The sequence below is a fragment of the Luteolibacter arcticus genome, from assembly GCF_025950235.1.
Classification (GTDB): domain Bacteria; phylum Verrucomicrobiota; class Verrucomicrobiia; order Verrucomicrobiales; family Akkermansiaceae; genus Haloferula; species Haloferula arctica.
On the sequence record NZ_JAPDDT010000028.1, the window covers coordinates 23,823 to 45,288 of the forward strand.

General features: G+C 63.3%; 15 protein-coding genes. 5 read left to right on the forward strand and 10 right to left on the reverse strand.

Features of this window, described 5'->3' with window-relative positions; genetic code table 11:
* Positions 1 to 237: 237 nt before the first annotated feature.
* The 3 genes from OKA05_RS28395 to OKA05_RS28405 form a co-directional block, all read right to left on the reverse strand.
* A complete protein-coding gene (locus tag OKA05_RS28395; protein WP_264490608.1) occupies positions 238 to 834 on the reverse strand; it encodes an ankyrin repeat domain-containing protein in 597 nt (198 codons plus the stop codon).
* A 330-nt stretch (positions 835 to 1,164) separates the two neighbouring features.
* Positions 1,165 to 5,022: a beta strand repeat-containing protein gene (locus tag OKA05_RS28400; RefSeq protein ID WP_264490609.1), complete on the reverse strand. Its 3,858-nt coding sequence runs from the start codon at positions 5,020 to 5,022 to the stop codon at positions 1,165 to 1,167.
* A 142-nt stretch (positions 5,023 to 5,164) separates the two neighbouring features.
* Positions 5,165 to 8,989, reverse strand: a complete 3,825-nt coding sequence (locus tag OKA05_RS28405; RefSeq protein WP_264490610.1) for a glycoside hydrolase family 32 protein — start codon at positions 8,987 to 8,989, stop codon at positions 5,165 to 5,167.
* A 284-nt stretch (positions 8,990 to 9,273) separates the two neighbouring features.
* On the opposite strand from OKA05_RS28405, the gene OKA05_RS28410 reads away from it, so the two are divergent.
* Positions 9,274 to 10,392 (forward strand): GntR family transcriptional regulator, encoded by a 1,119-nt coding sequence (locus OKA05_RS28410; protein WP_264490611.1) that lies wholly within the window; start codon positions 9,274 to 9,276, stop codon positions 10,390 to 10,392.
* Positions 10,393 to 10,473: 81 nt separating this feature from the next.
* Here the strand turns inward: OKA05_RS28410 and OKA05_RS28415 are convergent, their stop codons facing one another.
* From OKA05_RS28415 to OKA05_RS28435, 5 genes are all read right to left on the reverse strand, one after another.
* Positions 10,474 to 12,606 (reverse strand): glycoside hydrolase family 32 protein, encoded by a 2,133-nt coding sequence (locus OKA05_RS28415; RefSeq protein ID WP_264490612.1) that lies wholly within the window; start codon positions 12,604 to 12,606, stop codon positions 10,474 to 10,476.
* The gene (locus OKA05_RS28420; protein WP_264490613.1) at positions 12,603 to 13,595 is read right to left on the reverse strand and encodes an ROK family protein; all 993 of its coding nucleotides are present in this window, start codon (positions 13,593 to 13,595) and stop codon (positions 12,603 to 12,605) included. Before OKA05_RS28420 ends, OKA05_RS28415 begins: the two co-directional genes overlap by 4 nt.
* A gap of 87 nt (positions 13,596 to 13,682) precedes the next feature.
* Positions 13,683 to 15,254, reverse strand: a complete 1,572-nt coding sequence (locus OKA05_RS28425; RefSeq protein ID WP_264490614.1) for a sugar porter family MFS transporter — start codon at positions 15,252 to 15,254, stop codon at positions 13,683 to 13,685.
* Between the two features lie 138 nt (positions 15,255 to 15,392).
* On the reverse strand, positions 15,393 to 16,238 hold the full coding sequence (locus tag OKA05_RS28430) for a fructosamine kinase family protein (protein WP_264490615.1): 846 nt from the start codon (positions 16,236 to 16,238) through the stop codon (positions 15,393 to 15,395).
* Positions 16,235 to 16,939: a hypothetical protein gene (locus tag OKA05_RS28435; protein WP_264490616.1), complete on the reverse strand. Its 705-nt coding sequence runs from the start codon at positions 16,937 to 16,939 to the stop codon at positions 16,235 to 16,237. The genes OKA05_RS28430 and OKA05_RS28435 overlap by 4 nt, the downstream gene beginning before the upstream one ends.
* 104 nt (positions 16,940 to 17,043) lie before the next feature.
* Between OKA05_RS28435 and OKA05_RS28440 the strand changes: the two genes are divergently transcribed.
* Positions 17,044 to 17,550 (forward strand): hypothetical protein, encoded by a 507-nt coding sequence (locus OKA05_RS28440; RefSeq protein ID WP_264490617.1) that lies wholly within the window; start codon positions 17,044 to 17,046, stop codon positions 17,548 to 17,550.
* Positions 17,551 to 17,552: 2 nt separating this feature from the next.
* Here OKA05_RS28440 and OKA05_RS28445 read toward each other — a convergent pair whose 3' ends face one another.
* Positions 17,553 to 18,551: an MBL fold metallo-hydrolase gene (locus tag OKA05_RS28445; protein WP_264490618.1), complete on the reverse strand. Its 999-nt coding sequence runs from the start codon at positions 18,549 to 18,551 to the stop codon at positions 17,553 to 17,555.
* Positions 18,552 to 18,664: 113 nt separating this feature from the next.
* On the opposite strand from OKA05_RS28445, the gene OKA05_RS28450 reads away from it, so the two are divergent.
* The gene (locus tag OKA05_RS28450) at positions 18,665 to 19,480 is read left to right on the forward strand and encodes a class I SAM-dependent methyltransferase (protein ID WP_264490619.1); all 816 of its coding nucleotides are present in this window, start codon (positions 18,665 to 18,667) and stop codon (positions 19,478 to 19,480) included.
* Between the two features lie 120 nt (positions 19,481 to 19,600).
* Entirely contained in the window at positions 19,601 to 20,749 is a 1,149-nt protein-coding gene (gene eboE / locus OKA05_RS28455) for a metabolite traffic protein EboE (protein ID WP_264490620.1), read from the forward strand.
* A gap of 19 nt (positions 20,750 to 20,768) precedes the next feature.
* Here eboE and OKA05_RS28460 read toward each other — a convergent pair whose 3' ends face one another.
* Entirely contained in the window at positions 20,769 to 21,068 is a 300-nt protein-coding gene (locus tag OKA05_RS28460; RefSeq protein WP_264490621.1) for a hypothetical protein, read from the reverse strand.
* A gap of 160 nt (positions 21,069 to 21,228) precedes the next feature.
* On the opposite strand from OKA05_RS28460, the gene OKA05_RS28465 reads away from it, so the two are divergent.
* Complete coding sequence (locus tag OKA05_RS28465) at positions 21,229 to 21,438, forward strand: hypothetical protein (protein ID WP_264490622.1); 210 nt, start codon at positions 21,229 to 21,231, stop codon at positions 21,436 to 21,438.
* Positions 21,439 to 21,466 lie beyond the last annotated feature (28 nt).

Here is a 21,466-nt window from a genome sequence, read left to right on the forward strand (position 1 = left end):
ATGTCCTTTTGTAGCTTCATCGGCGTCGGGGTAGAAAAATGCGCCACGTTCCAGGATCTCCGCGAAAACCTCCAAGGCTAGCTTGGGATCTCGGATCAAGGGTGAGATCCCCTCGGATTCCAAGGTCCGCTTGATGACCACCTTTTCCACCCGAGGAGCATATCATTCCGCCTGCTCTCGTCGAGTGGCAGGACGATCAAAATGCCTCGCCGATGAAGGCAGGTTCAATAGAGCGAGTCACTCACCACTCAGGAAAGGGAGGATGATCGGGACCAGTTCGTCGGCCTTGAGATTCTTGGCGTGCCTCATGGCTAGTTGAGGGTCCGCTCCCGCAGCAAGCAACAGTTTTACGGCAGGGCCATTGCGCTCGTGGATCGCGAACGTCATGGGCGTGCTACCGTCTCCCCACTCCAAGTTTGGGGACGCTCCCTTGTCCAACAGGAAGCGCAATAACCGGCAATTCTTGCGTGTTGCAGCCGTGTGGACATGGGAACTGAACTCCGTCCCATGCGGCCCCGAATTGTAGTCCGAAGCCCCGTCGGGGCTAGCACCGAGCAATAACCAAATCCGCGCCCGAACCATGCTGTCGTCCCGGCAGGCGTCGAACATTTCCTCGTAGAGGATCGACCGCCACTCGGGAGGCCTACGGATCGCCATTACGGTGAAGTAGGCGACAAGGAGGCCCATCGCCGCGCCAAGGAATCTCCAGCCCAGAACCTGAACCCGCCGTGACTTCCGCTGGAACCGGTGATCCAGCCACGATAGCAGCCATAGCACCGCCCAAGCAGAGGAAGCGTAGAACAGAAGATAAAAAAGCCAGAGGATCAGGAACACAGAATATCGCGTGGCTGCATACTCTGCCCTCGAAACAAGGACTCCGGCAATCAGCAGACGCTCCTTCGCGGATAATTCACACGATCTCCTCCGAGCCGGAAGGATGCCAGCGTTCCATCACAAAAGCCTTCTGTCCAAGCTGAGGCCCCCTTCCCCGGCAAGCATGCCTTCCCATCTTCCGGCTAACCCAACCGAACGAAAGGACGACCTGCAGTCCGCGTGAACCGAGGCTTCCGGGAAAGAGGACCCTGTGGCCCAAGACCCACAGCTTGAAAAATCGAAAACACCGCCGCCCACCCGCGGATGCTGGATGGACGGCGGCAGTAGCCCTCAAGGGGCGATCGCGGTGACGGCAATCCGCGCGAACAGTTTTCCACCCGGACCATTGGAGGCCGGGATATTGACCGTCACGTGGTCCGGCGTGGCCTCGGTATCGATCGAGACCGTGACGCCATTGGCATAGGTTCCGCCGGCCGCTTCGATCGGAACATCCGTCCAAGTGATGCCGAGGTCGGTGTTCCATTGGACGAGCAAGGTGGCGGCTCCGAGCGAGGTCTCCTCACGGTCGAACTCAAGCGTGATGCCGCTGGTGGCATCGCCGGTGGCGGCGTAGAGCGCCGAGCTGTCCGATGCCAGCGGATCGCCTCCCAGCACCCACTCCAGGCCATTCGCGATGCCATCGAAATCCGGGTCCGCTTCGAATGCCGGATCCCGTCCATCGATGCCGTCGAGACCGTTGGTGGTCGCCCACGTGACATACGGATTGTCCACCGAGGTCGAAGTGAGCGTCACCTGGGTCGCGCTGTAGTGAATGGTGAAGGTATTGACCCCCGAGTCGACCGGCGAACCTTCCGGCAGGCCGGCGAAGGTCCCGGTCAGTCCGCCCAAGGCATCGACGATCACCACCTGGGTGCCCGACGGGACGACGCCGGCACCGATCTCGCTGAAGGTGAGGTTCGCGCCGGTGATGGTCGTCGCACCGATCGTCTGGAGCTGGTCGGCAGCATCAAGGTCGTTGTCGATCTTCACATGGAACGTCGAACCGCTCGCGAGAACCGCCGAAGGCGCAGCGAAGGTATCGGTGAACAAATCGCCGGGAGCCAGGGTGGCGCCGGACGCGACGGTCAGCGGCGAATTGTCGCTGGTGCGCGCTCCGCCGAGCGTGCCGGCATTGACCTGGGTCGGTCCCCCGTAGGTGTTGAGGCCGGTCAGGGTCAGGGCACCTGTCCCGTTTTTCACCAGACCGCCGGTGCCGTCGATAGCCCCGGAGAGCCGGACCGCATGTGCGGCCGTATCAAAGGTCGTGTCGCCGTTGATATCGGTGAGGGTCATCTCCAACGTCGAGTTCCAGTTATCCGCGGCAATCACGGTGCCGCCGCCGAGGTCGAGCGTATAGAGCTCGGTGGACCCGGTGGCCGTGGTGATGCCTCCGGCACCGATGGTGAGGGTGCCGCTCTCAAGCGTGTAGGTCGCGTCGCCAAAGGCGAGGTTGGCCCCCAGATCAAGCTGGCGCACGAGGACGGAGCCGCCGGTCTGGGTGAAGACGGCGGTGACACCCGCCGCACTTCCCCCGAGGGCGATGCCGAGGCGCTTGTTGCTCATGTCGAGAATGCCTCCCTTCATCTCGTAGGTGGGAGCGGTGCCGGTATTGTTCCCACTGGCACCGATGAAGGCCTCCCCGCGGTTGGACGGATTGTAGGTCACGGTGCCACCGTTCTGGACCACCGACGCCGTGCCACCGTCACGGCCGACGACCCACGCATCGTTGTAGGCGCCGGTGATGTTGATGACGGCACCTGGTTCGATGGTCACCGAGGCATTCGCACCCGCAAGATTGCCAAAGAACAGCACGGCCCCACTGCCGGTGAAGTTCGTGGTTCCGCTGAAGGTGAGGTTTCCACTGCTCGTCGATAGGCCAGTGAAGGTGTTGGTCCCGCTAAAGACACGGTCGCCGAAACCCGAGTCGAGCAGGCTGCCGTTGAAGGCGTTGTTTCCACCCAGGGTGAGGGTACCCGAGCCAGCGCCGAGCACGAGGTTCCCGGAAGCCGTGGATGTCCCGTTCAGGGCGACATCACCGGCGTCGAGGAGGACCGAACTTCCGAACGATGCCGGTGCCGTTAGCGTGAGCGAGGCACTGCCAAGCTTGTGCAGGCCGCCCGAAGAAGCGATCGAGCCCGTCCCACCAAAGGTGTAGTTGTTGGTGGAGTTATCAACGGTGAGCGATGCCGTGGCGACATTGGTCGTCACGTTCACCGCGGGAGCGGCCGATCCATTGTCGTTGAAGGTCACCGGGTCGCCGTCGGCGAAGGCGGTGGCAGCCACGCCGTCGTTCCAATTGTTGGTGGCAAAGTCCCACGCGTTGGTGGTGCCATCACCGACCCAGGTCAGGTTGCGGCGGCTGGTGCCAAAGACCACGTCGGACCAATTTTGACCGAGCCGGATTTCATCGTGCTTTACCGTGCGGCCATTGACGAAAGCGGCGACGGAAAGACCATTGAACGACAGGTCCCCGCCGTTCGTCTTGAGCACCGTGGCCGTCGCCGGCTCGGTGGCAGACAGCGGATTCTGATAGATCCGGATCTCGTCGTCGCCTGCTTTGAAATCGATGCGCACCACGTAGAAGTTCACGCCCGTGCTGCCGGGGCCGATGAATGTAGGGGTGTTGAGAGGAGTCCGCAGGTTGACGACCGCGCCGCCGGTGTCATTGCCGATCCCCGCGATCCGGCCTGGATCCCCGAGGTTGCCCCGGTGAAACTCGAACTCGTAGAAGAAGCTCGTCCCATCCGGCTGCTGCAGGAAGCTCAGATAGAGCGTCTTGCTATCCGCACCGATGTTGCCATTGGTGTCGACGTAGCCGGCGCTGCCAAAGCGGCCTCCAGGAGTCGTATCGAGCAGGCGCCCGTCGCGTTTGTTATTCGGGATGAAGGAGCTGTTGGCCAGCGACTGCGCGTCATAGCCGTTGGGGGCATTGGTGCCGGCCGCCAGGTTGCCGCTCTGGACATTTCCGCCACCTCCGTCGACGGGCGTCCACGCGGCACCCCAACCGAGGCCGCCGGCTTTCCCGTTCATGTTAGACGCTCCGGTATCGTAGTCGAATCCCTCATACGCGAGCAGCCCCGGTGGAGTCGTCAGCACGACCACGGTCCCGTTGCCACTTGGGACCGCCCCTTGCGAATTCGTGGCGACGACGTGGTAGTCGCCCGCATCTCCCGGCTGCACGTTGTTCAAGGTGAGCGTCGAGCTGGTTTGCCCGGAAAGAAGAATCACCCCATGATACCACTGGTAGGTGGGAGGCGGATAAGCATTTGCCACCGCGCTCAAACTGACCGAGCCGCCGGTGAAGACGGTAGTGGATGCCCGCGGCTGGGTAACGAAGACCGCCTGGGCCAGCGTGGGGATGGTGACATCCGTCCAGGTCTGACCGAAGCGGACCTCATCGTGAGCCACGGTGCGCCCGCCGCCGCCGAAGGCCCCGAAGGAAACGCCATTGAACGACATGTCAGCGGCCGCCAGCTTCATCAACGTGGGAGCCGGCTCCGTCGCGGAGGTCGGATTCTGATAGACGTAGACATCGTCGTTGCCCGCCTTGAAGTCGATGCGCACCACGTAGAAATTCACATTGGTGTTTCCCGCTCCGATGAAGGTGTGGGTGCCATTGGGAGCGCGGAGATGTACATTGGCACCGCCCTGGTCATTACCGATGCCACCAATTCGCCCGCCGTCTCCGAGGTTGTCCCGATGGAACTCGAACTCGTAGTACGAGCCAGTCCCATTCGGCCTCTGCATGAAGCTCAGGTAGAGCGTCGTCCCATCGGCTCCGATCCGCCCATTGCCATCGCGGAAACCGCGGGCTCCGAACGGACCGTTGGTGGACGTATTGAGCAAGCGGCCGACCCGCCGGTCATTTGGCAGGAGGCAACTGTTGCCGGTGGAAAGCGCATCGTATCCGGACGGCGAGCTGGCACCTGCGGCCAGACTGGCGGCGACGATGTCGGCACTGCCGTTGTTAACGGTTTGCCAGTTTCCGTTCCAGCCGAAGCCGCCGCTCAGGCCTGTTAGATTACCGGTGCCGGTGGAATAGTCGAATCCCTCGTAGGCCATCTGCGCGGCCTGCGATCCGAGGGGAGCCAACCATCCTGCCAGTATCAGGGCACAATTCCTGAAGATATAGGGGTAGGGTCGTTTCATGGGTTTTATACCTGGGTTCTCGCTTGGGAGAGGTTGAATCGGCTGGGTTGATCCGGAGCGGATCTGCCGTTTTCGCCATTCGAGTAATCCTTGGCTATCCAGTTGCAGGGGATGACAACAACGGCAAAGCCGCGACCTTCGCTCATTCCTGTCTTGTCAGCTTTTGCCAGTGATCATTACCGATTTCAGCCAAGAGGCCGCATTGTCCAACGGCTCGCAGCCGGGCAAACAGCTTGCCCCGATCCGCGTTGTGACCGGGCACGTGAACCGTGACCGTGTTTGCTTGGGTGCTAACGACGACACCATTCGCATAAGTGCCGCCGCTCTGCTGGATCGGCACGTCGATCCATTCGCCGTCGAGTGTCGTAGCCCACTGGACGAACAAGTCGGCATGCGCTGCCGCATCCGCGTTTCGATCAAACGTCAGCGTGAGTCCATCTTCCGCAGTAGCGGACCACGAGGAAGCTTCGTCAAAGGCGAGCGGATCTCCATCAAGGAGCCACTCGAGGCCGTTAGGGATGGCATCGTGATCAGGATCGGCATCGAAGCCCGTGTTGGCTCCACCCGCTCCTGCCAATCCGCTCTCCCTCACCCACGTGACGTAGGGATCTTCGGCGATCACATCGGCCCACGCGGTGCCAATGCGGATCTCGTCATGCATCACGGTGAGACCGTTCACGAAGGCTCCGAACGAGATCCCGTCGAAGGACATGTCCGTCGCGTTTAGGCGGCTCAGCGTCGGCACACCGGGCTCGGTGGCCGAGGTCGGATTGCGGTAGACACGGACGTCGTCGGCACCCGACTTGTAGTCGATCCGCACGACGTAAAAATTCACATTCGCATCTCCCGCCCCGATCACGGTGTGGCTGCTGTTAGGTGCACGAAGGTTGACGTTGTCGCCCGGCTGGTCATTGCCAATGCCTGCGATGCGCCCTGCGTCTCCAGGATCTCCCCGGTGAATCTCGAATTCGTAGAAGTAGCTGGTGCCGTTCGGCTGCTGGAGAAACGAAAGGTAAACGGTACTCCCATCCTTTCCGATGCGACCGTTGGCATCGACCAGGCCGCGAGCCCCGAAGGGTCCGTCGGGACTGGTGTCGAGGAACCGCCCGACACGCCGGTCATTGGGAAGATGGCATTTGTTGCCGGTGGATTCGACATCGAAGCCCGCCGGTGCCCTCGCTCCCGCAGCGAGACTGCCAGCCACCACGTCGGCACTGCCGTTGTTCACCGTCGCCCACGGTGCCGCCCAGCCGTGCCCGCCATCGCGACCACTCAGTGAGGACGAGCCGCTCCCATAGTCAAAGCCCTCGTAAGCCAACGCGCCGGACGGCAGCGGAGGTGCCTCGGTGGACAGCGTCACGTTATCCGCCAGGTACTGCTTCTCCCCATTCATCGCGCTTGCGCTCGCGGAGAGATTTTTCAGGTCGATCACGGCGAAGACCTCCGTCCCCACGTCTTCGATTCCCGGCGTGAACACCGCCGTAAACCTCGCGGGCACCACGCTCGCCAACGACGGCAAGGCAGCATCATCCGCGGTGATCGTGCGCGTGCCCGCCGTCCCTAACAACGTCCCGCCATCACCCGGCACACTACTGGTCACACCCTTGCGGAAGGACACGGTCAGCTCGCCGGCATGTGAGTAGTTCCCCGGCCCATCGGTAATCCTCGCACCGAGATCGGCACCCAGCGTGAAGGTCTTGCCGATGTCCGCGAGCGCGACATGGCCCAACGATTGGAACATGCCGGCGCAATCTTCGATCCCGGCGTTCCTCGCCCTCAAGGAAGCCGCGCCCAGCCCGGTGAAATCGGGAAAGCCAGCAGCCTGGGTGAGAGCATTACCGCTGTCGTCCCAGCGCCCCGCGGCATCCGCCCAATCGCCGAACGTCGTCCAGCCCGGCACCGTGCTGCTAGAAGTACCGCCGATGGGGATGCCGTCTTCAAAACCCGGATTAGTGACCGTCGTCGATAGCGGCGTCTCCGGCGTCCACGAGGACCCCAGCTTCTTCACGGAGAGCGAATGCACCCAGCCTTGTCCTCCCACCGAGTGAATCGACGGCGTCGCGCTGCCGTTGTTCGGATTGAGGTAGTGCGAGCCAAACTTTTCGCCATCGAATACATAACCCTCCAGGCTCAGTCGATCGAGCAGAAGCCGCAGCTTGACCCGGCCAGCCCGGGGCGCGACGGCTCCGTCGACCAGCGTGCTCGCGTTTCCGTTCAGATCGGTAAAGGTCAGCGTGCTGTTAGAGACATTGTAGCGCACGGTCGTGCGGGGCAGATCGATGACGACCTGCGTCGCGGTTCCCGGCTCGAATTCCATCGACAGATCGACAAGATCCAGGCCGCCGATCCCGGCCAGCAGGTTGCTTGAGGTGAGCGGTTGACCGGCGACCTGGTGGGTGGAGGTGACCAGGGAGGAAATCTCGGGAACCGGATTGACGCAGAGTCGCACGCCGTCCGGTGTGGTGCGCAGCGTCAGGTCACAGGGAAACGCCATCTGCTGGTTGAAGGGCACGCCATAGGCGGACGCGGAATTCGGCCCGCCATTCATCCAGCCGACCTGCACCACCCGGCCGTCCGGCGCCTGATTGAAACACTGCGCCGCATAGAAGCTCCCGTGGCTGGCTTTGAAGGGCCCCGCCTCCGTCTCGAACTCGGTGCCATTGAAGCTCCCGATCTCGTAGTCGAAGCTCGCGTCATAGATCACCCACTTCGTCTGCGCGGGATTTCCATCCACCGGCAGCGGGAACATGTCCATGCACTCGAAGGCCCAGCTCCGCAACAGGTCGGACGCGAAGGCCCAGTCCTTCAGATTCGTCGAAGTAAAGAAGCGGACCCGTCCGGGGTTGTTCTGCACCCATAGCACCATCACCCACTTCTGCGACGCCTCGTGCCAGAAGACCTTGGGATCGCGCTCGCCGGAGTCGAAGCCCTGGTTCGGCACCACCGCCCTTCCATAGTCGTGGTAGTCCCAGGTCACGCCGCCATCGGTGCTATGGGCGAGCGCCTGATAGAACGGCTCATGGGCGTAGGTGAAGAAGGCGGCCAGCGTCTTTCGCGAGCTCACCTGCAGGCCGAGGCTGTTGTTGTGATCCACCACCGCACTGCCCGAGTAGATCGTGCCGCTGCGACCCTCGACCTGATAGGGCAGCAGGGCGTGGTCGACCTGCCGCCAGTGGACCATGTCGGTGCTCATCGCGTGACCCCACGTCATGTTCCCCCAGCCGGTGCCGAGGGGATTGTGTTGGAAGAACAGGTGATAGTGCTCTCCATCGAAGACCATCCCGTTCGGGTCGTTCAGCCAGTTGCGGCGCGAGGTGAAGTGAAACTGCGGGCGCAGTGCCTGGTCGTAGCCGATCGCCGGGGAATCGGCGGCGGGAATGCCGGGCGTCAGCCGGAAGCCGGTCGGCGTGGGTTCATCGCTCGCTTGGAAATTGTCGGCATTGATGTGCCCCCACCCGCCGGTCGCCTGGTCGAAGATCACCAGCGTCGCGGTCTTTCCCACCAGTGCTTGGGCGTCGAAGGAAACGGGCGCCATCGACTCGCTGTTGAAGCCGCTCGAGATGGGATAGTCCACGTCCTCGCACACCAGCTTCACGCCGGTGACCCCGGGATGATTTCCACCTCCCATGAGGAAGGTGATGTAGCGCTTCTGGATGGTGAAGGGCTGCGAGGTCAGTGTTCCGGTCGGGCTGTCGCCGCGGGTATTGCCGGGCGCGCCGGTGACCCCGTCGTAGTTCTCGAAGGTGCCGATCCAATAGCTGCCCTGCATGCCGCAAGGCACGTTCCCACGGGCTGCCGTGTTGTCGCCATAGGTCGGCTGGCGGGTGAAGGCCGTACCCGAGGCAGTCCAGTTCGCCAGTGTCCCAGCCTCAAAGTCCGAATTGGGAAACAAGGGCACCGGCTCGGACGCCGCGGCGGACGGGAGTGCGGACAGGAGAAGACAACACAGGACGGTACGACAAATCATCCGATCAAGGCAGGGTTTCCCGTCAAGCAGGCGCGAACTTCGGCCTGCGGCAACCGGCAACCCCTGTTCTGATAGCGATACCTGTCCTGTCAGATCGGTAAGCCATCATGACCACCTTTTCCTCCAATCGCTTGAGCGGGAGCTGTTCACGCGCTCGGGCCCGATTCAAGCCATCTTGAAGCTGGCACCAACGAACCTGCCATGGCAGGTTGTCAGCCGTAGATTGACAGGCTCCCGCCCATCGCCGCTCTTTCTGTCAAACCCAACCCAAACAGGTTCTCAACATGAACACGCGCGCTCCTGCCAAGCATGAGGACATCTCTGCCGAGCTGCGGAAGGAAATTGCGGCCGGCAAATACGGCGAGGAAGGCCGTCTGCCCAGCGATTCAAAGCTCATGGAACGCTTCGGAGTCTCGCGACCGACCGTGGCCCAAGCCATGCGGACCCTCACCGTCGAGGGCCTCGTCATCCGCAAGACCGGCTCCGGCACCTACGCGCGCCCGCCGAGCCAGTCCTCGATGCCCATCTCAACGCATCGGCTGGCCTTGCTGATGCCGCACTTCGGGCACACCGAGATTTTCCAGCTCATCGCCGGCCACTTGGCAAGTTTGGCCCGGCACCATGAATACAGCCTGGTGTGGGGCGGCTCGACCTTGCCCCAGCTCGATGCCGACACCCGCCTCGAGCACGGCGAGGAGCTGTGCCAGCAATTCATCGAGAACCGCGTCGATGGCGTCTTCTTCTCGCCCTACGAATTCGTTAAAGGCGGCTACGAGGCGAACCTACGGATGGTGAAGCGCTTCCGCGACGCGGGCATTCCCGTGGTCCTCGTCGACCACGACATCGTGGCCTACCCCGAACGCAGCGAATTCGATCTGGTCGGCGTGGACAATGCCGGCGGTGGCTTCCTGATGGGCCGCCATCTCATGAAGCTCGGCTGCACCCGCTTCGTCCACGTCGCGCGGCCACTCTCCGCCTCCACCATCGACGCGCGCTACACCGGCCTGTGGAAGGCGGTCAGCCAGTTCGGCGACAGCGAGTGCTTTCTCAAGGCCGAGCGCGGGGAAGCCAGCGATGCCGTCTTCGCCAACAAGATCATGTCCTCACGCCCGGACGCAATCGTCTGCGGCAACGACCACACCGCCGCCCTGCTGGTGCGCACCCTCGCCAAAATCGGCGTGTCGGTGCCGGGGGATGTGCGGGTGACCGGCTTCGACGACGCAAGTTTCGCCAGCCTCGTCTCCCCCCCCCTGACCACCATCCGCCAACCCTGCCAGGAGATCGCCATCTCCGCCTTCCGTGCGATGCTCGACCGCATCCAGGACCCATCGCTCCCCGCCCGCGGCATCCGGCTGAATGGCAGCTTGGTCGTGCGGGAATCGTGCGGCGCGTATGGGAAGTGATTGACGCTCCGGAGCTACAACACAACGCCCGGCACAGGGTGCGTGCCGGGCTTGGTAAAAGGTCAGATGAATCGCGAAGCCCTACTTCTTCTTCCACGCCGAGCATAGCTCGTGCACTTCCAGCGACGTGATCTTCGCCTCGCCGCCGCGGGTCTCTAGGTAGAGGCGGCGGTTCTCACCCTTTGTGTTGAAGGGCAGCGGCAGGAAGCAAAGCCCATCGCTGGCGAAGGCCTCGATCCCAATCCGGTCGCAGAAGATGGTGAGGCGCTGCTTGCCATCAATGAGCGGTGCCGGGGCGCGGTGACCATTCACACTGAGCTCCTGCTTCTTCGCATCGTAGATCACCATGGCGTCGCGAATGTTGAAGACGACCTCGTCGGCATCACCGGGCTCGAACTCCGCTCGCACTTCCACGAGCTCCGCGCGGATCTCATCGAGCGGATTCTTGTCGCCGGGCTTGAGCGAGAGCGGCTGGATGCGATGGGACTTGGCGCGCAGCACTTCGAGTTCCTTCACCGGAGTGAAGGTCATGCGCGGCCCTTCGGCGGTCTTAATAAGGTGCAGGTCCAGCGGAATGGACATCGATTGGTTGAAGGGCATGCCCCGGGTCTCCGTGCGCCACCAGCCGATCAGGATGTGACGGCCATCCGGCTCATTGGTGAAGGCCTGCGCCGCGTAGAAGTCCTTGCCCCGCTGACCCGGCAGCATCGGCGTCTCGGGCGTGAAGGTCTTCCCATCGAAGCTGCCGATGCGGTAGTCGCTGCTCGCGCCCATCAGCACCCACTTCTTGTTAGACTCATCCCCTTCCATCGGCGCCTCGAAGAACTCGGGACATTCGAAAAAGCCATCGGTGCGACTGGCGAATGTCCATTCTTTTAGATTCGGCGAAGTGAAGAACTGCATCGTATTCGCGCGGTCCACCTCGACCCACAGCAACATCACCCACTGTTTCGTCGGCTCATGCCACACGACCTTCGGGTCGCGGTTGCCGGGAGTGATCTCCTTCAGGATCGGATTGCCCTCATACTTTGTGAAGTGACGGCCATCGTTGCTGTAGGCCATGCCCTGCACGGTCGGATTTCCGGAGGCGGTGTAGAACAGCACCATCGGTGGCTTGCCGTCCTTGCCGAAGCCGCTGGTGTTCTTCCAGTCCACGACCGCGCCGCCACTGAACATCGGCCCCATGTCATCCGGCAGCAGCTTCGGCGACAGCTCTTCCCAATGGACCAGGTCCTTGCTCACCGCGTGGCCCCAGTGCATGTTCCCCCAGCCCCATCCATAGGGATTGTGCTGGAAGAACAGGTGATACTCACCGTTGTAGAAGACCATGCCGTTCGGGTCGTTGTTCCAGCCGCGCTTCGGCGAAAAGTGGAACTGTCCGCGCAATGGCTCCTCATAGAGGTTGTCGGAATTCTTGATCTCGTTGGCCGGGTCGATGGCGACGAGCGCCTTCGAGTCCTCGTGCAACTTGTCCACCCGCAACGTGAGCTTCTTGCCCTTCCACTCACTCACATCCATCGGGGCCCACCAGTCGGCCGCTCCGTCAGCCAGCTCGATGTCGTTCCTAACAACCGGCTTGCCATCCACCAGCAACGTGACCACGCGCTTCGGCGCGCCATTCTTGATCGGGATGTTCAGGTAGCGGGTGGTCGCGGCGAACGAACGCTCGGCCCCGCTGACCATGCCCTTCGGCCGGGTGTCGGTCTGGACGATGTGGTCCACGGTGAGATGCCCCCAGCCGCCCTTCGCATCATCGACGATCTTCAGCACCGCCTTCTTCCCGGCAAGATCGGACACATCCCATGAATCTTGCTGGAGTGTTTCGCTGCCACCGGGCTGGTTGTTGGTGCCGGTGGCGCTGCGCACCACCTTGCCATCTACTAACAACTGCAGCGCGAGTGCTTGCTCGTTCTTGCCGCCACCGAGTAGGAAGCCGATGAACTTCCGCTCGATGCGAAACTCAGGCGAAGTCAGCGTGCCGGTCGTGTCGTCGCCATTGGAGAACGTGTTCACCAGACCCTTGCCATGGAAGCCATCGACTCCCATCTGTCCCGGCAGCGCGCCTTGTGCGGGGCCGGGTCCAAAGGCCTCGCCGGTCACCGACCATGGCTCGTAAGTGCTCTTTTCAAAGTCGGCGAGGACGATCTCGGGCGCAGCGAAGGCCCGCGGGCCGAATGTCGCCAGCAGGGCGGTGGTCTTGAGCAAGTGTCTCACGGAATGGATGGTTGGTTTAGGAACTGGGGGGAGCGACGCGACCTTTCCTGGCCGTTGTCTTTGATGGATGCCTGGGCAAGTGCGATGGCACCGCACACGCCCGCATCGTCGTCGAGGACCGGCGGAACAATGAAGTTCCGGATTCCGGGTGCATCGAGATCCGGCGAGGCGATGTAGCCAGCGAGGATCTCGCGAAAGGCAATGCGAAGCTTTTCGAAGAACGCCTCTTCTCCGAGGCGGCCTGCCTTCCGAACGCTGCCGCCGAGGATGATCTTTCGCGGGGAAAGCACACAGGTGAGATTTACCAACGCGTGCGCCATGTAGCGGATTGTTAGATCCCATGCCGGGTGATCCGGCGGCAGGGATTCGGCAGGCATGCCGGTCCGCTTGGCAATGGCCGGCCCGGAGCACAGGCCCTCCCAGCAGCGCCCATGGAACGGACACGCGCCTTCGAAGTCATCGCCATCGATGCACGGCAGCCCCATGTGGCCCATTTCGGGATGCACCAGCCCGTGCAGCAGCCGCCCGCGCGCCATGCCACCGCCACCGATGCCCGTGCCCGCGGTCACATAGATGAAATCCTCCAGCCCGGATGCCGCACCCCAGCGTGATTCGCCGAGCCCCGCTCCATTCACATCGGTATCGAAGCCAGTCGGCACGCCGGGGAACGCCTGACGCAGCGGCCCCAGGATGTCCGCCTGTTGCCAGCCTGGCTTCGGCGTCGTGGTAATGAAGCCATGCGTCGAAGACCGCTCGTCGAGATCCACCGGGCCGAATGTTGCCACGCCGAGTGCCGCCAGCGGACCGTGACCATCCTGCTGCTCTAACAACCAGTCGGTGACCTGGTGCATCAACCGCACCGGATCATCGCCCGTGGAGAAGCGCGTCCGCGCGAAAATGTCTGCGCCCGGTCCACGACCGACCGCACACACGAACTTCGTGCCTCCGGCTTCGATGGCTCCGACGATGGGTGGTTGCAGGGTGCTCATGACGTAGAGTCGATCATGGCGAAGCTTTCACAGCTCGCAGGTAGTCGAGGCCGAACAAGTCGAAGGCGGCGATGGAACGAATCGAGATCATCGGATGCTAAGCTTCTGTTGCATTTCCTCCAGCGGCACACCTTTGGTCTCGGGCACCATCAGCTTCACCCAGATGAGCTGGAGCACCATCATTCCAGTGAAGAACAGGAACACGGTGCCCGGCGCGAGCTTGGCCATCATCAGCGGGAAGACAGTGGTCAACGCAGCGGCAAAGACCCAGTGCGTGGCGCTCCCCAGCGACTGGCCGGCGGCGCGACAACGGTCGGGAAAGATCTCTGAAATGAACACCCAGATCACCGCACCCTGGCCGATGGCATGGGCCGCGATGAAGGCAAAGATGCAGACCAGCACCATCATGCCTCCGGCACCCGCGGCCTTGGAGGAGAGAACCAGTGCGTCATTCGCGGTCGCTTTGACAGCATCGGGAGATGCCTCAGATGAGAATGTCACGGGCTCGGCACCTGACTTCGGCTCGGCGGTCGCGGCAACCAGTGCTTCCTTCTTCTTCTCGAGATCTTCCTCGAGTTTCGCGACGCGGGCCGGGTTCGCTTTGGCCAGGCCATCGACCGCCGCCTTCACATCTACGGCCGCAGAAGCCGCCCGGAATTGAGGAGCCCAGGTGAAGAATGCCACCGCGCACAATCCGAGGGAAAGGATGTAGCCGAAGGAGCCGATGTAGAGGAGCGTGCGCCGGCCAAGGCGATCAATGAGCCACAGGCCGGCGAACGTGAAGATCAGATTGGTGATGCCGATGCCGATCGATTGCCCGAGCGCGTTCTCGCTGCCGGTGAGACCGAAGATGCGCGGTGCGAAGTAGAGGATGGCATTGATTCCCGAGAGTTGGTTGAAGAAGGCGATCAGGAAGGCGAGCACCACCGGGCGACGCAGATCCACACTCCAGAGGCTGGGGCGTCTCGCGTCCTTCTCATGCGGCGTCGAGCGGATGGCTTGCGCGATCTGCCCGATCTCGGCGTCGCTTTTCGTGGGCGAGATCGCTTTCAAGATGACGGTTGCCTCAGCATCGCGGCCGCGCGACATCAGCCACCGCGGGCTTTCCGGCAGGGAGAAGCAGGCCAGCGAGTAGATGAGCGCCGGCAAGGCCTCCGAGCCCATCATCCAGCGCCAGGAATTGTCGCCCACGTTGCTCAGCAGCCAGTTCGTGAGGAAGGCGACGAGGATGCCGAAGACGATGTTGAACTGGAACATGCCGGCGAGCCTGCCGCGCCGGTCAGGCGGCGAGATCTCGGAGATATAGAGCGGTGCGGCCACCGTCGAGACGCCGACACCCAGGCCGCCGATGAAGCGTGCGATGCTGAAAGACCACGGATCAGTAGCCAGCCCCGACCAGATCGCAGACACGAGGTAGAGGATGCCGATCCAAAGCAGTGTCTTCTTCCGCCCCCAGCGATCGGTCGGCCACGCACCGGCGATGGCACCTGCCACCGTGCCGTAGAGGGCCGAGCCCATCACGATGCCATGCATGGCGGGCGACAGGTCCCAAAGTGCCTGGATCGATTTTTCCGCACCGGAGATCACCACGGTGTCGAAGCCGAACAAAAAGCCAGCCAGCGCGGCAACGATACTCCAGAGGACGAGGCGGGATTGCATGAACGTGGGTTTCCGGAACTTGGGTTTACGGCGACGCCCACCGTGGCGGTTCCCATGCGAGACCCGCAATCTCGTCCCGGCAGATCGGTAAACAAAGGTGCTTTTACAGATCCGGCTTCTGTCAGGTCCGTTTTCCTCTCACCTTGTCCCCTCCAAGCACCGCCGGACCAGCGGGAGATAGCTGTTTCCGAAGAGATTCAGATGATTCAGCGCGTGGTAGAGATCGTAGAGCCGGCGGCGGCGAGGATTGGGCGCGGGATCCGGAAGCCCGTAGCCGCTGTAGAAGGCAGCCGGCAGCACCCCGCCGAAAAGCTGGAGCATCGCCAGATCGGTTTCGGCATCCCCGAAATAGGGTGCGGGATCGAAAACGATCGCGTTTCCATCCGGCAGCGCGGCGGCATTTCCCGACCACAGGTCGCCGTGCAGCAGAGACGCCGGCGGGTGATGGTCCGCCAGCAGCTGCTCCGCCGCCTCCAGAATTTCGCGCGCCGGGAGAGGATGGGCACTTGCCAGGCGGAGCTGGGGCTTGAGCCGGCGCTCGATGAAGAACTCGCACCACGACGAAAGCGGACCATTTTCCTGCGGCGTGGCGCCGATGAAGTTGTCGTGGTCGAGCCCGAACATCGGCCGGGTGACCCGATGAAGCGCCGCCAGCGCCCTCCCGAGGTTTTCCCACGAGCGGGAATCCAGCGGGCGAAGATCGAGCCACTCCATGGCCAGCCAGCGGACACCTGCCATGACACCTTGCCCCAGCAATTGCGGCACCCGGATCTGCGGTGCGAGCAGGTCCAAACCCCGTGCCTCAGCCTCAAGCATGGCCGCATCCTCCCCGCCACCGGACTTCACGAAAACGCACCGGCCATCCGCCAGATCCAGCCTCCGCGCCTGATGAATGCAGCCGCCGCCAACCGCACACGACCCACGAACCGTCGAGCCAAGCGCCGCTGCGATGGAGTCATCCACCGGTGCCGCGCCGCTCCTCATGCCGTCGCGCGCCGTGCCTGTTCATCGCTCATCCACGCATAGAGGATGGCCCACAGCGAAAGCGCGAGCGAGAACAGCGGGATCTGCACCGGCTCCGGAAGCAAATAAAGCACGGTCACCACGGGGATCCATACGCCCCACGTCGCAAACAAGGCGGGCACGATGTGGCCTCGGTAGTAGCGCGCGGTGAAGAAATCGCGCGTCATCCGGTAGCCGCGGTTTTTCCAGGCGAAGAGCCAGACGGTGACCGGCGCGGCGAAGAGCGGGTTGTAGAGAAATTGATCCACCAGCACCTGCGGGATCACCACCGAGGCCAACGGCTCGTCGCCGAACCACTGGGCTTGGTAGCGATAGAACACATCGACGACGAAGCCCATCCCGCCCCAGAAAGGCACCGTGAAAAGCAGCTCCTCGAAGTTCTTCTGCATCACCCGGCCACGCTGGTTGATCACGATGCGCAGCAACTCCGGCACCAAGGCCCCCGCCACGGCCGCCGCCAACACACTGTAGCCGAAGCCCCACGCCGCCTTGGTCTCGGCCAGCCGCACGAACACCCCGTGAGACGGCGGATGGAAGTAGTAAAGCACCAGCAGCACCACCATTGCTCCCTGCACGATCAGGCCCGGCACCACGTTGGCCCGCACCGCACGCAGGCCGGCCCGCCACGGGGCTTCGCGCATGATTCCGGTCGGCTCGCTCACGCCGCGGACCCTGCGCGGCGCGGCCGATCTGCCAAGCGGGAAGTTGAGCGCTCCACTCACGCCGACAGGTTGAATGAATCACGCCATCCACTCGTCTCACGGGCATGATCTTCTCGCGTCTCGCACCCTTGTTTCTTGCTGCGCTCGCCCCGCTATCGGCAGCCAATTTCCCGGTCGTGCCGCCGTCCGACCGCGTGCTCACGGTGGAGCAGGTGAAAACCTTCTGGGTCACCCGGCTGCGCTCGCAGCCCTTGCCCGCCAAAGTCACACCACTCCACCCCGAGCGCAACACCGCCCGCCGCGCCGAAATCCAGCGCCGCCGCGGCCTCATGGAGGAAATCCGCGCCGGCCATCACGACCTCGCCGCCCGACTGGTCTGCCTGAGCCACAATGTCGATGCGTGGTCGCGCCTCGGCGATGAACCGAAGTCCGATGCAAGCGAGCAGCGCCTGATCCGGCTGCGCGAGCATGTCGCCAAGCTGGCCACCCTCGAAGCCCAGCGCGAAGCCGCGGTGAAAGTCGGCGAAGCCGCCGATCGCATGGTGGCGAGGGGCGAAGAGATCCAGCGATTAAAAGACCTGCTCGCCCGACAGGACGAGCTTTGTGGGTAAGCTTACTCGCCCCACCCATCGGGAAAGCGCGCCGCAGGGAAGATCTCCCGCGCCTCCGCAAGCAGCGCGGCCCGATCCTCCCGGAGATACCTGCTGGACACATGGATTAGCACCAGCTCCTCCACCCCGGCATCACGGGCCAGCGCGGCCACTTGGTCGGCGGTCATGTGGTAATTCTTCTGCGCCAGCTCCAGATCCACGGCACGATACTGCGACTCGCACACCATGCGACGGCAGCCCGCCAGCCAGCGACGCACCTTTTCCGCAGTCGCCTCGTCCAACAGAAAGTCGGTCAAATACGCCACCGAATCGCCCGGCGTCGGAACCAACAGCTCCGCCCGCAACTCCCCCGCCGACCGCCCCTCGACCATCGCGTCGTCCGGCAAAGCCGCGCGGTCCTTCAGCGTCTTCAACCACGGGCCTGGCTTCAGCCCGAGCGCCGCCAGCCGCTGTGGATCGATGTTCCAGCGGGTCTTCTCCGTGACCTTGTAGGCCATGCTCGCGGTCAGGTGATCGAGCGCCATCGCCTCCACGGTGAAGTCCTCTTCGTCCAAGATCATCAGCCCGTCGCGCACCATGGCGGCTTCCTCGTGTGCGGTTTCAAATGCCTCGGGCAATTCGTAGCGCCACGTCCGGATCTCCATCTCGCCGATGTCCGAGACACGCCAGGTCGCGCCAAGGTTTTCGTGGAGATTCCAAAGGTAGCTGCGGAAGCGGTGATGCAGGATCTTCCCGGTCCCCGGTGGGCCCCAGATCCGGTTGCTGTCGCCCTCGCGGGCGAAATTCATGCGGAAAAACCCGTCGAAGCCCGCCACATGATCCATGTGGAAGTGCGAGAAAAAGACGTGGTCGATCGCCTGCACCTCCCCCGCCGTGAGGGCTGACAGGCAGCCCTCGCCGCAGTCGAAAAGCAGCCGGCGCACGGCATGGCCACTGTCCACCTCCACGTGAAGTGCATTGTCCCGCCCGGCCGCGCCGAGCACCCGGAAGCGGATGGCCATGCCGCAGGCAAGGAAGCCGCCCGCCGCCTGTCAAGTAGCCCTCACGAATCATCGCCCTCCAGTTCCCGCTTTTCCTTTGCCCGCCCCCGACCCGGCCCTCCAAGCTCCGCCCCGTGAGCGCCTACACGTCACTCGAAGCCCTGCTGCACGATGCCTTCTGGGCGGACGAAGGCGAACCGGTCGAGCTCGCCATGCTCGATGAGCTGCTGCGCGGTCACCCCGGCCCCTCGCTTGAGATCGGCTGCGGGTCCGGCCGCCTGCTGCTGCCGCTGTTGCAAAAAGGCCATGTCGTCGAGGGACTCGAACTCTCCCGCGACATGCTCGATCTCTGCCGGAACGCCGCGGAAGCCCTCGGGCTGGCCCCGGTCCTCCACGAGGGCGACATGACCGTTTTCGACCCCGGCAAGACCTATCACTCGCTGCTGCTGCCGGCCTTCACCTTCCAGCTCGCACCCGACCCCGCCGCGGCGCTCGCCCATTTCCATCGGCTGTTGGAGATGGACGGGCTGCTCTACCTCAGCGTCTTCATCCCGATGGCCGAGCTCCATCGCGAGCTGCCGGAGGGCGAGTGGTACGAGGACCATCGTACCAGCCTGCCGGACGGCCGCGCCGCCGCCGTCCACACCCGCCACCGGCTTGATCGCAAGAACCGCGTCCTCGAACGCGAGCACCGCTACGAACTCCTGACCGCCGACGGCAAGGTCGAATCCGAGCACCTTTCCTCGCAGACCCTGCGCTGGTTCACCCCGCGTCAGCTCCGCGGCCTGCTGGAAAAGGCCGGCTTCGAAGCCGTCCACGCCCTCGCCGACTTCGACCCCGAGTTCCCGGTGGATGACGAAGCCCAGATCGTCACCGTCGTCGCGCGCAAGCGCCCACCGGGCACGCTGGGAGCGCGGGCCGCTGGCCCGCCGAAGAAAAAGAAAGGCTGACTCCAGCTAACGGGCCGAAACAAAAAACTCTTCGCCCAAGGACCATTCTGCGGGCCAGCGGCCCGCGCTCCCAGCAACTCCCGCCCTTGCCCCGTCGCCCGAATCCAGCATCTTTCCCTCATGCGCTTTCCCCACGGTCACCTCGCCTACTGCACGAATATCCACCCCGCCGAGGACTGGCCGAGCACCTTTCAGGCCCTCGATACCCACGCGCTGCGCGTCCGCGATCTTGTCTCCCCGGGCCAACCCTACGCCATCGGCCTGCGTCTCTCCGCCAAGGCCGCCGCCGAACTCCTGACAGGCGATTACCTCCCCGGCTTCAAGGACTGGCTCGCTGCGGAAAACGCCTACGTCTGCAGCCTGAACGGCTTCCCCTACGGCGACTTCCGCGCCGGGGCCTTCGTGAAGCGCAATGTCTTCCGCCCCGATTGGACCGATCCGGCCCGGCTGGAATACACCAAGGAACTCTTCACCATCATCTCCGAGCTGGTGCCGGAGGGCGTCGATGGCTCCGTCTCCACCCTGCCGGGCTCCTTCAAGGAATTCGGTGCAGATGAAACGCTGATCCACGCGCAGCTCATCGAACTTGCCGGCTTCCTCGATGCCCTCAGCGACGTCTCCGGCCGCGACCTTCACCTCGGCCTGGAACCCGAACCGCGCGGCCATTTCGAGAACACAGAGGAGACCCTGCGCTTCTTCGACCGCCTGCTCGATGCCTCGCCGGACCACGAACAGATCAAGCGCCGCATCGGCATCAACTACGACTGCTGCCACTTCGCGCTCCAGTACGAGGATGCCCGTACTTCGCTCAATGCCCTGCGCGGCGAAGGCCTGCGCCTGTCGAAGATCCACCTCTCCGCCGCGCTCGCGCTCGACCCGCGGATACCGGAAGCGGTGGAGGCCATCAGCGCCTTCGACGAACCGACCTTCCTCCATCAGGTGCTCGCCCGCCATCCCGACGGCCGCATCGAACGCTTCACCGACCTGCCCGACGGCCTCGCCTCGCTGGACACCGCCGAAGGTCGCGATGCCGAGCAATGGCGCGTCCACTTCCACATCCCGCTCGATGCCGAACCGGCCGGGCCGCTGAAATCCACCCGCCAGCATTCTCGCGATGCCCTGATGCTCGCCGAGGAGGTCCCGGACCTCTGCTCCCACTGGGAGATCGAGACCTACACCTGGGGCGTGCTCCCGGCTGACATGCAACGTCCGGTGGAAGAACAGATCGCCGCCGAATATCGCTGGGTACTCGGCACCAATGCCGCGTAGTCCTCCTGGCATCTGGCAATCAATCTCCCGATCGGAGTCGGTCGCGCCTGCCGACGACCACGGAGAACACCACCACGGCCGTGAACCAGACAAGGGAAAGCACCAGCAGCGGCGCCCATAGCCAGAACAGGAAGACGTCGCTGAATTCGCCCCATGGGGTGCAAATCCAGTAAACGAAGATCAGGGCCGGGATTGTCGCCGCGAGAATGAGGCCATTCGCGGTGCGCATCTCGCCGGGCCGTCGCAGCAGGCGGAAAGCGGCCAGCGGTAGCAGCGCCGGGAGCGAGAACAGGAAGTGGCCGAGGAACGAAAGGAACATGGGCCGCCGGGTTTGGGCCCATGCTGACAGCGGCAGGCTATTGTCACAATTACGGAGTTGGCGGGTCCGAACTCAATGTGACAGATTCGTCGCCCTTCGGATCTTGTCGAACCCGTTCGAAAGGATGGGGAGGGCACCGAACTTTCCTGCCAAGCGCAACATGAATACCGACGACCAGAATCAGCAAACTCCAGCAGCCGACCAGTCCTCACCGGAGGAGGCGAAGTCGCAAATCAAGGAGGCGAAGGCCAAACTGAAGCTCGCCAAGGCCGCGGTGAAGACCGCGAAAAAGGAAGCAGGCCAAGCCAAGAAGGAATTGAAGGGCCTCAAGAAGGATAAGAAGAAGGCCACCAAAAAGGGTAAGAAGTAGCCGGGAGGCATTCGCTGCAATCCGGCAG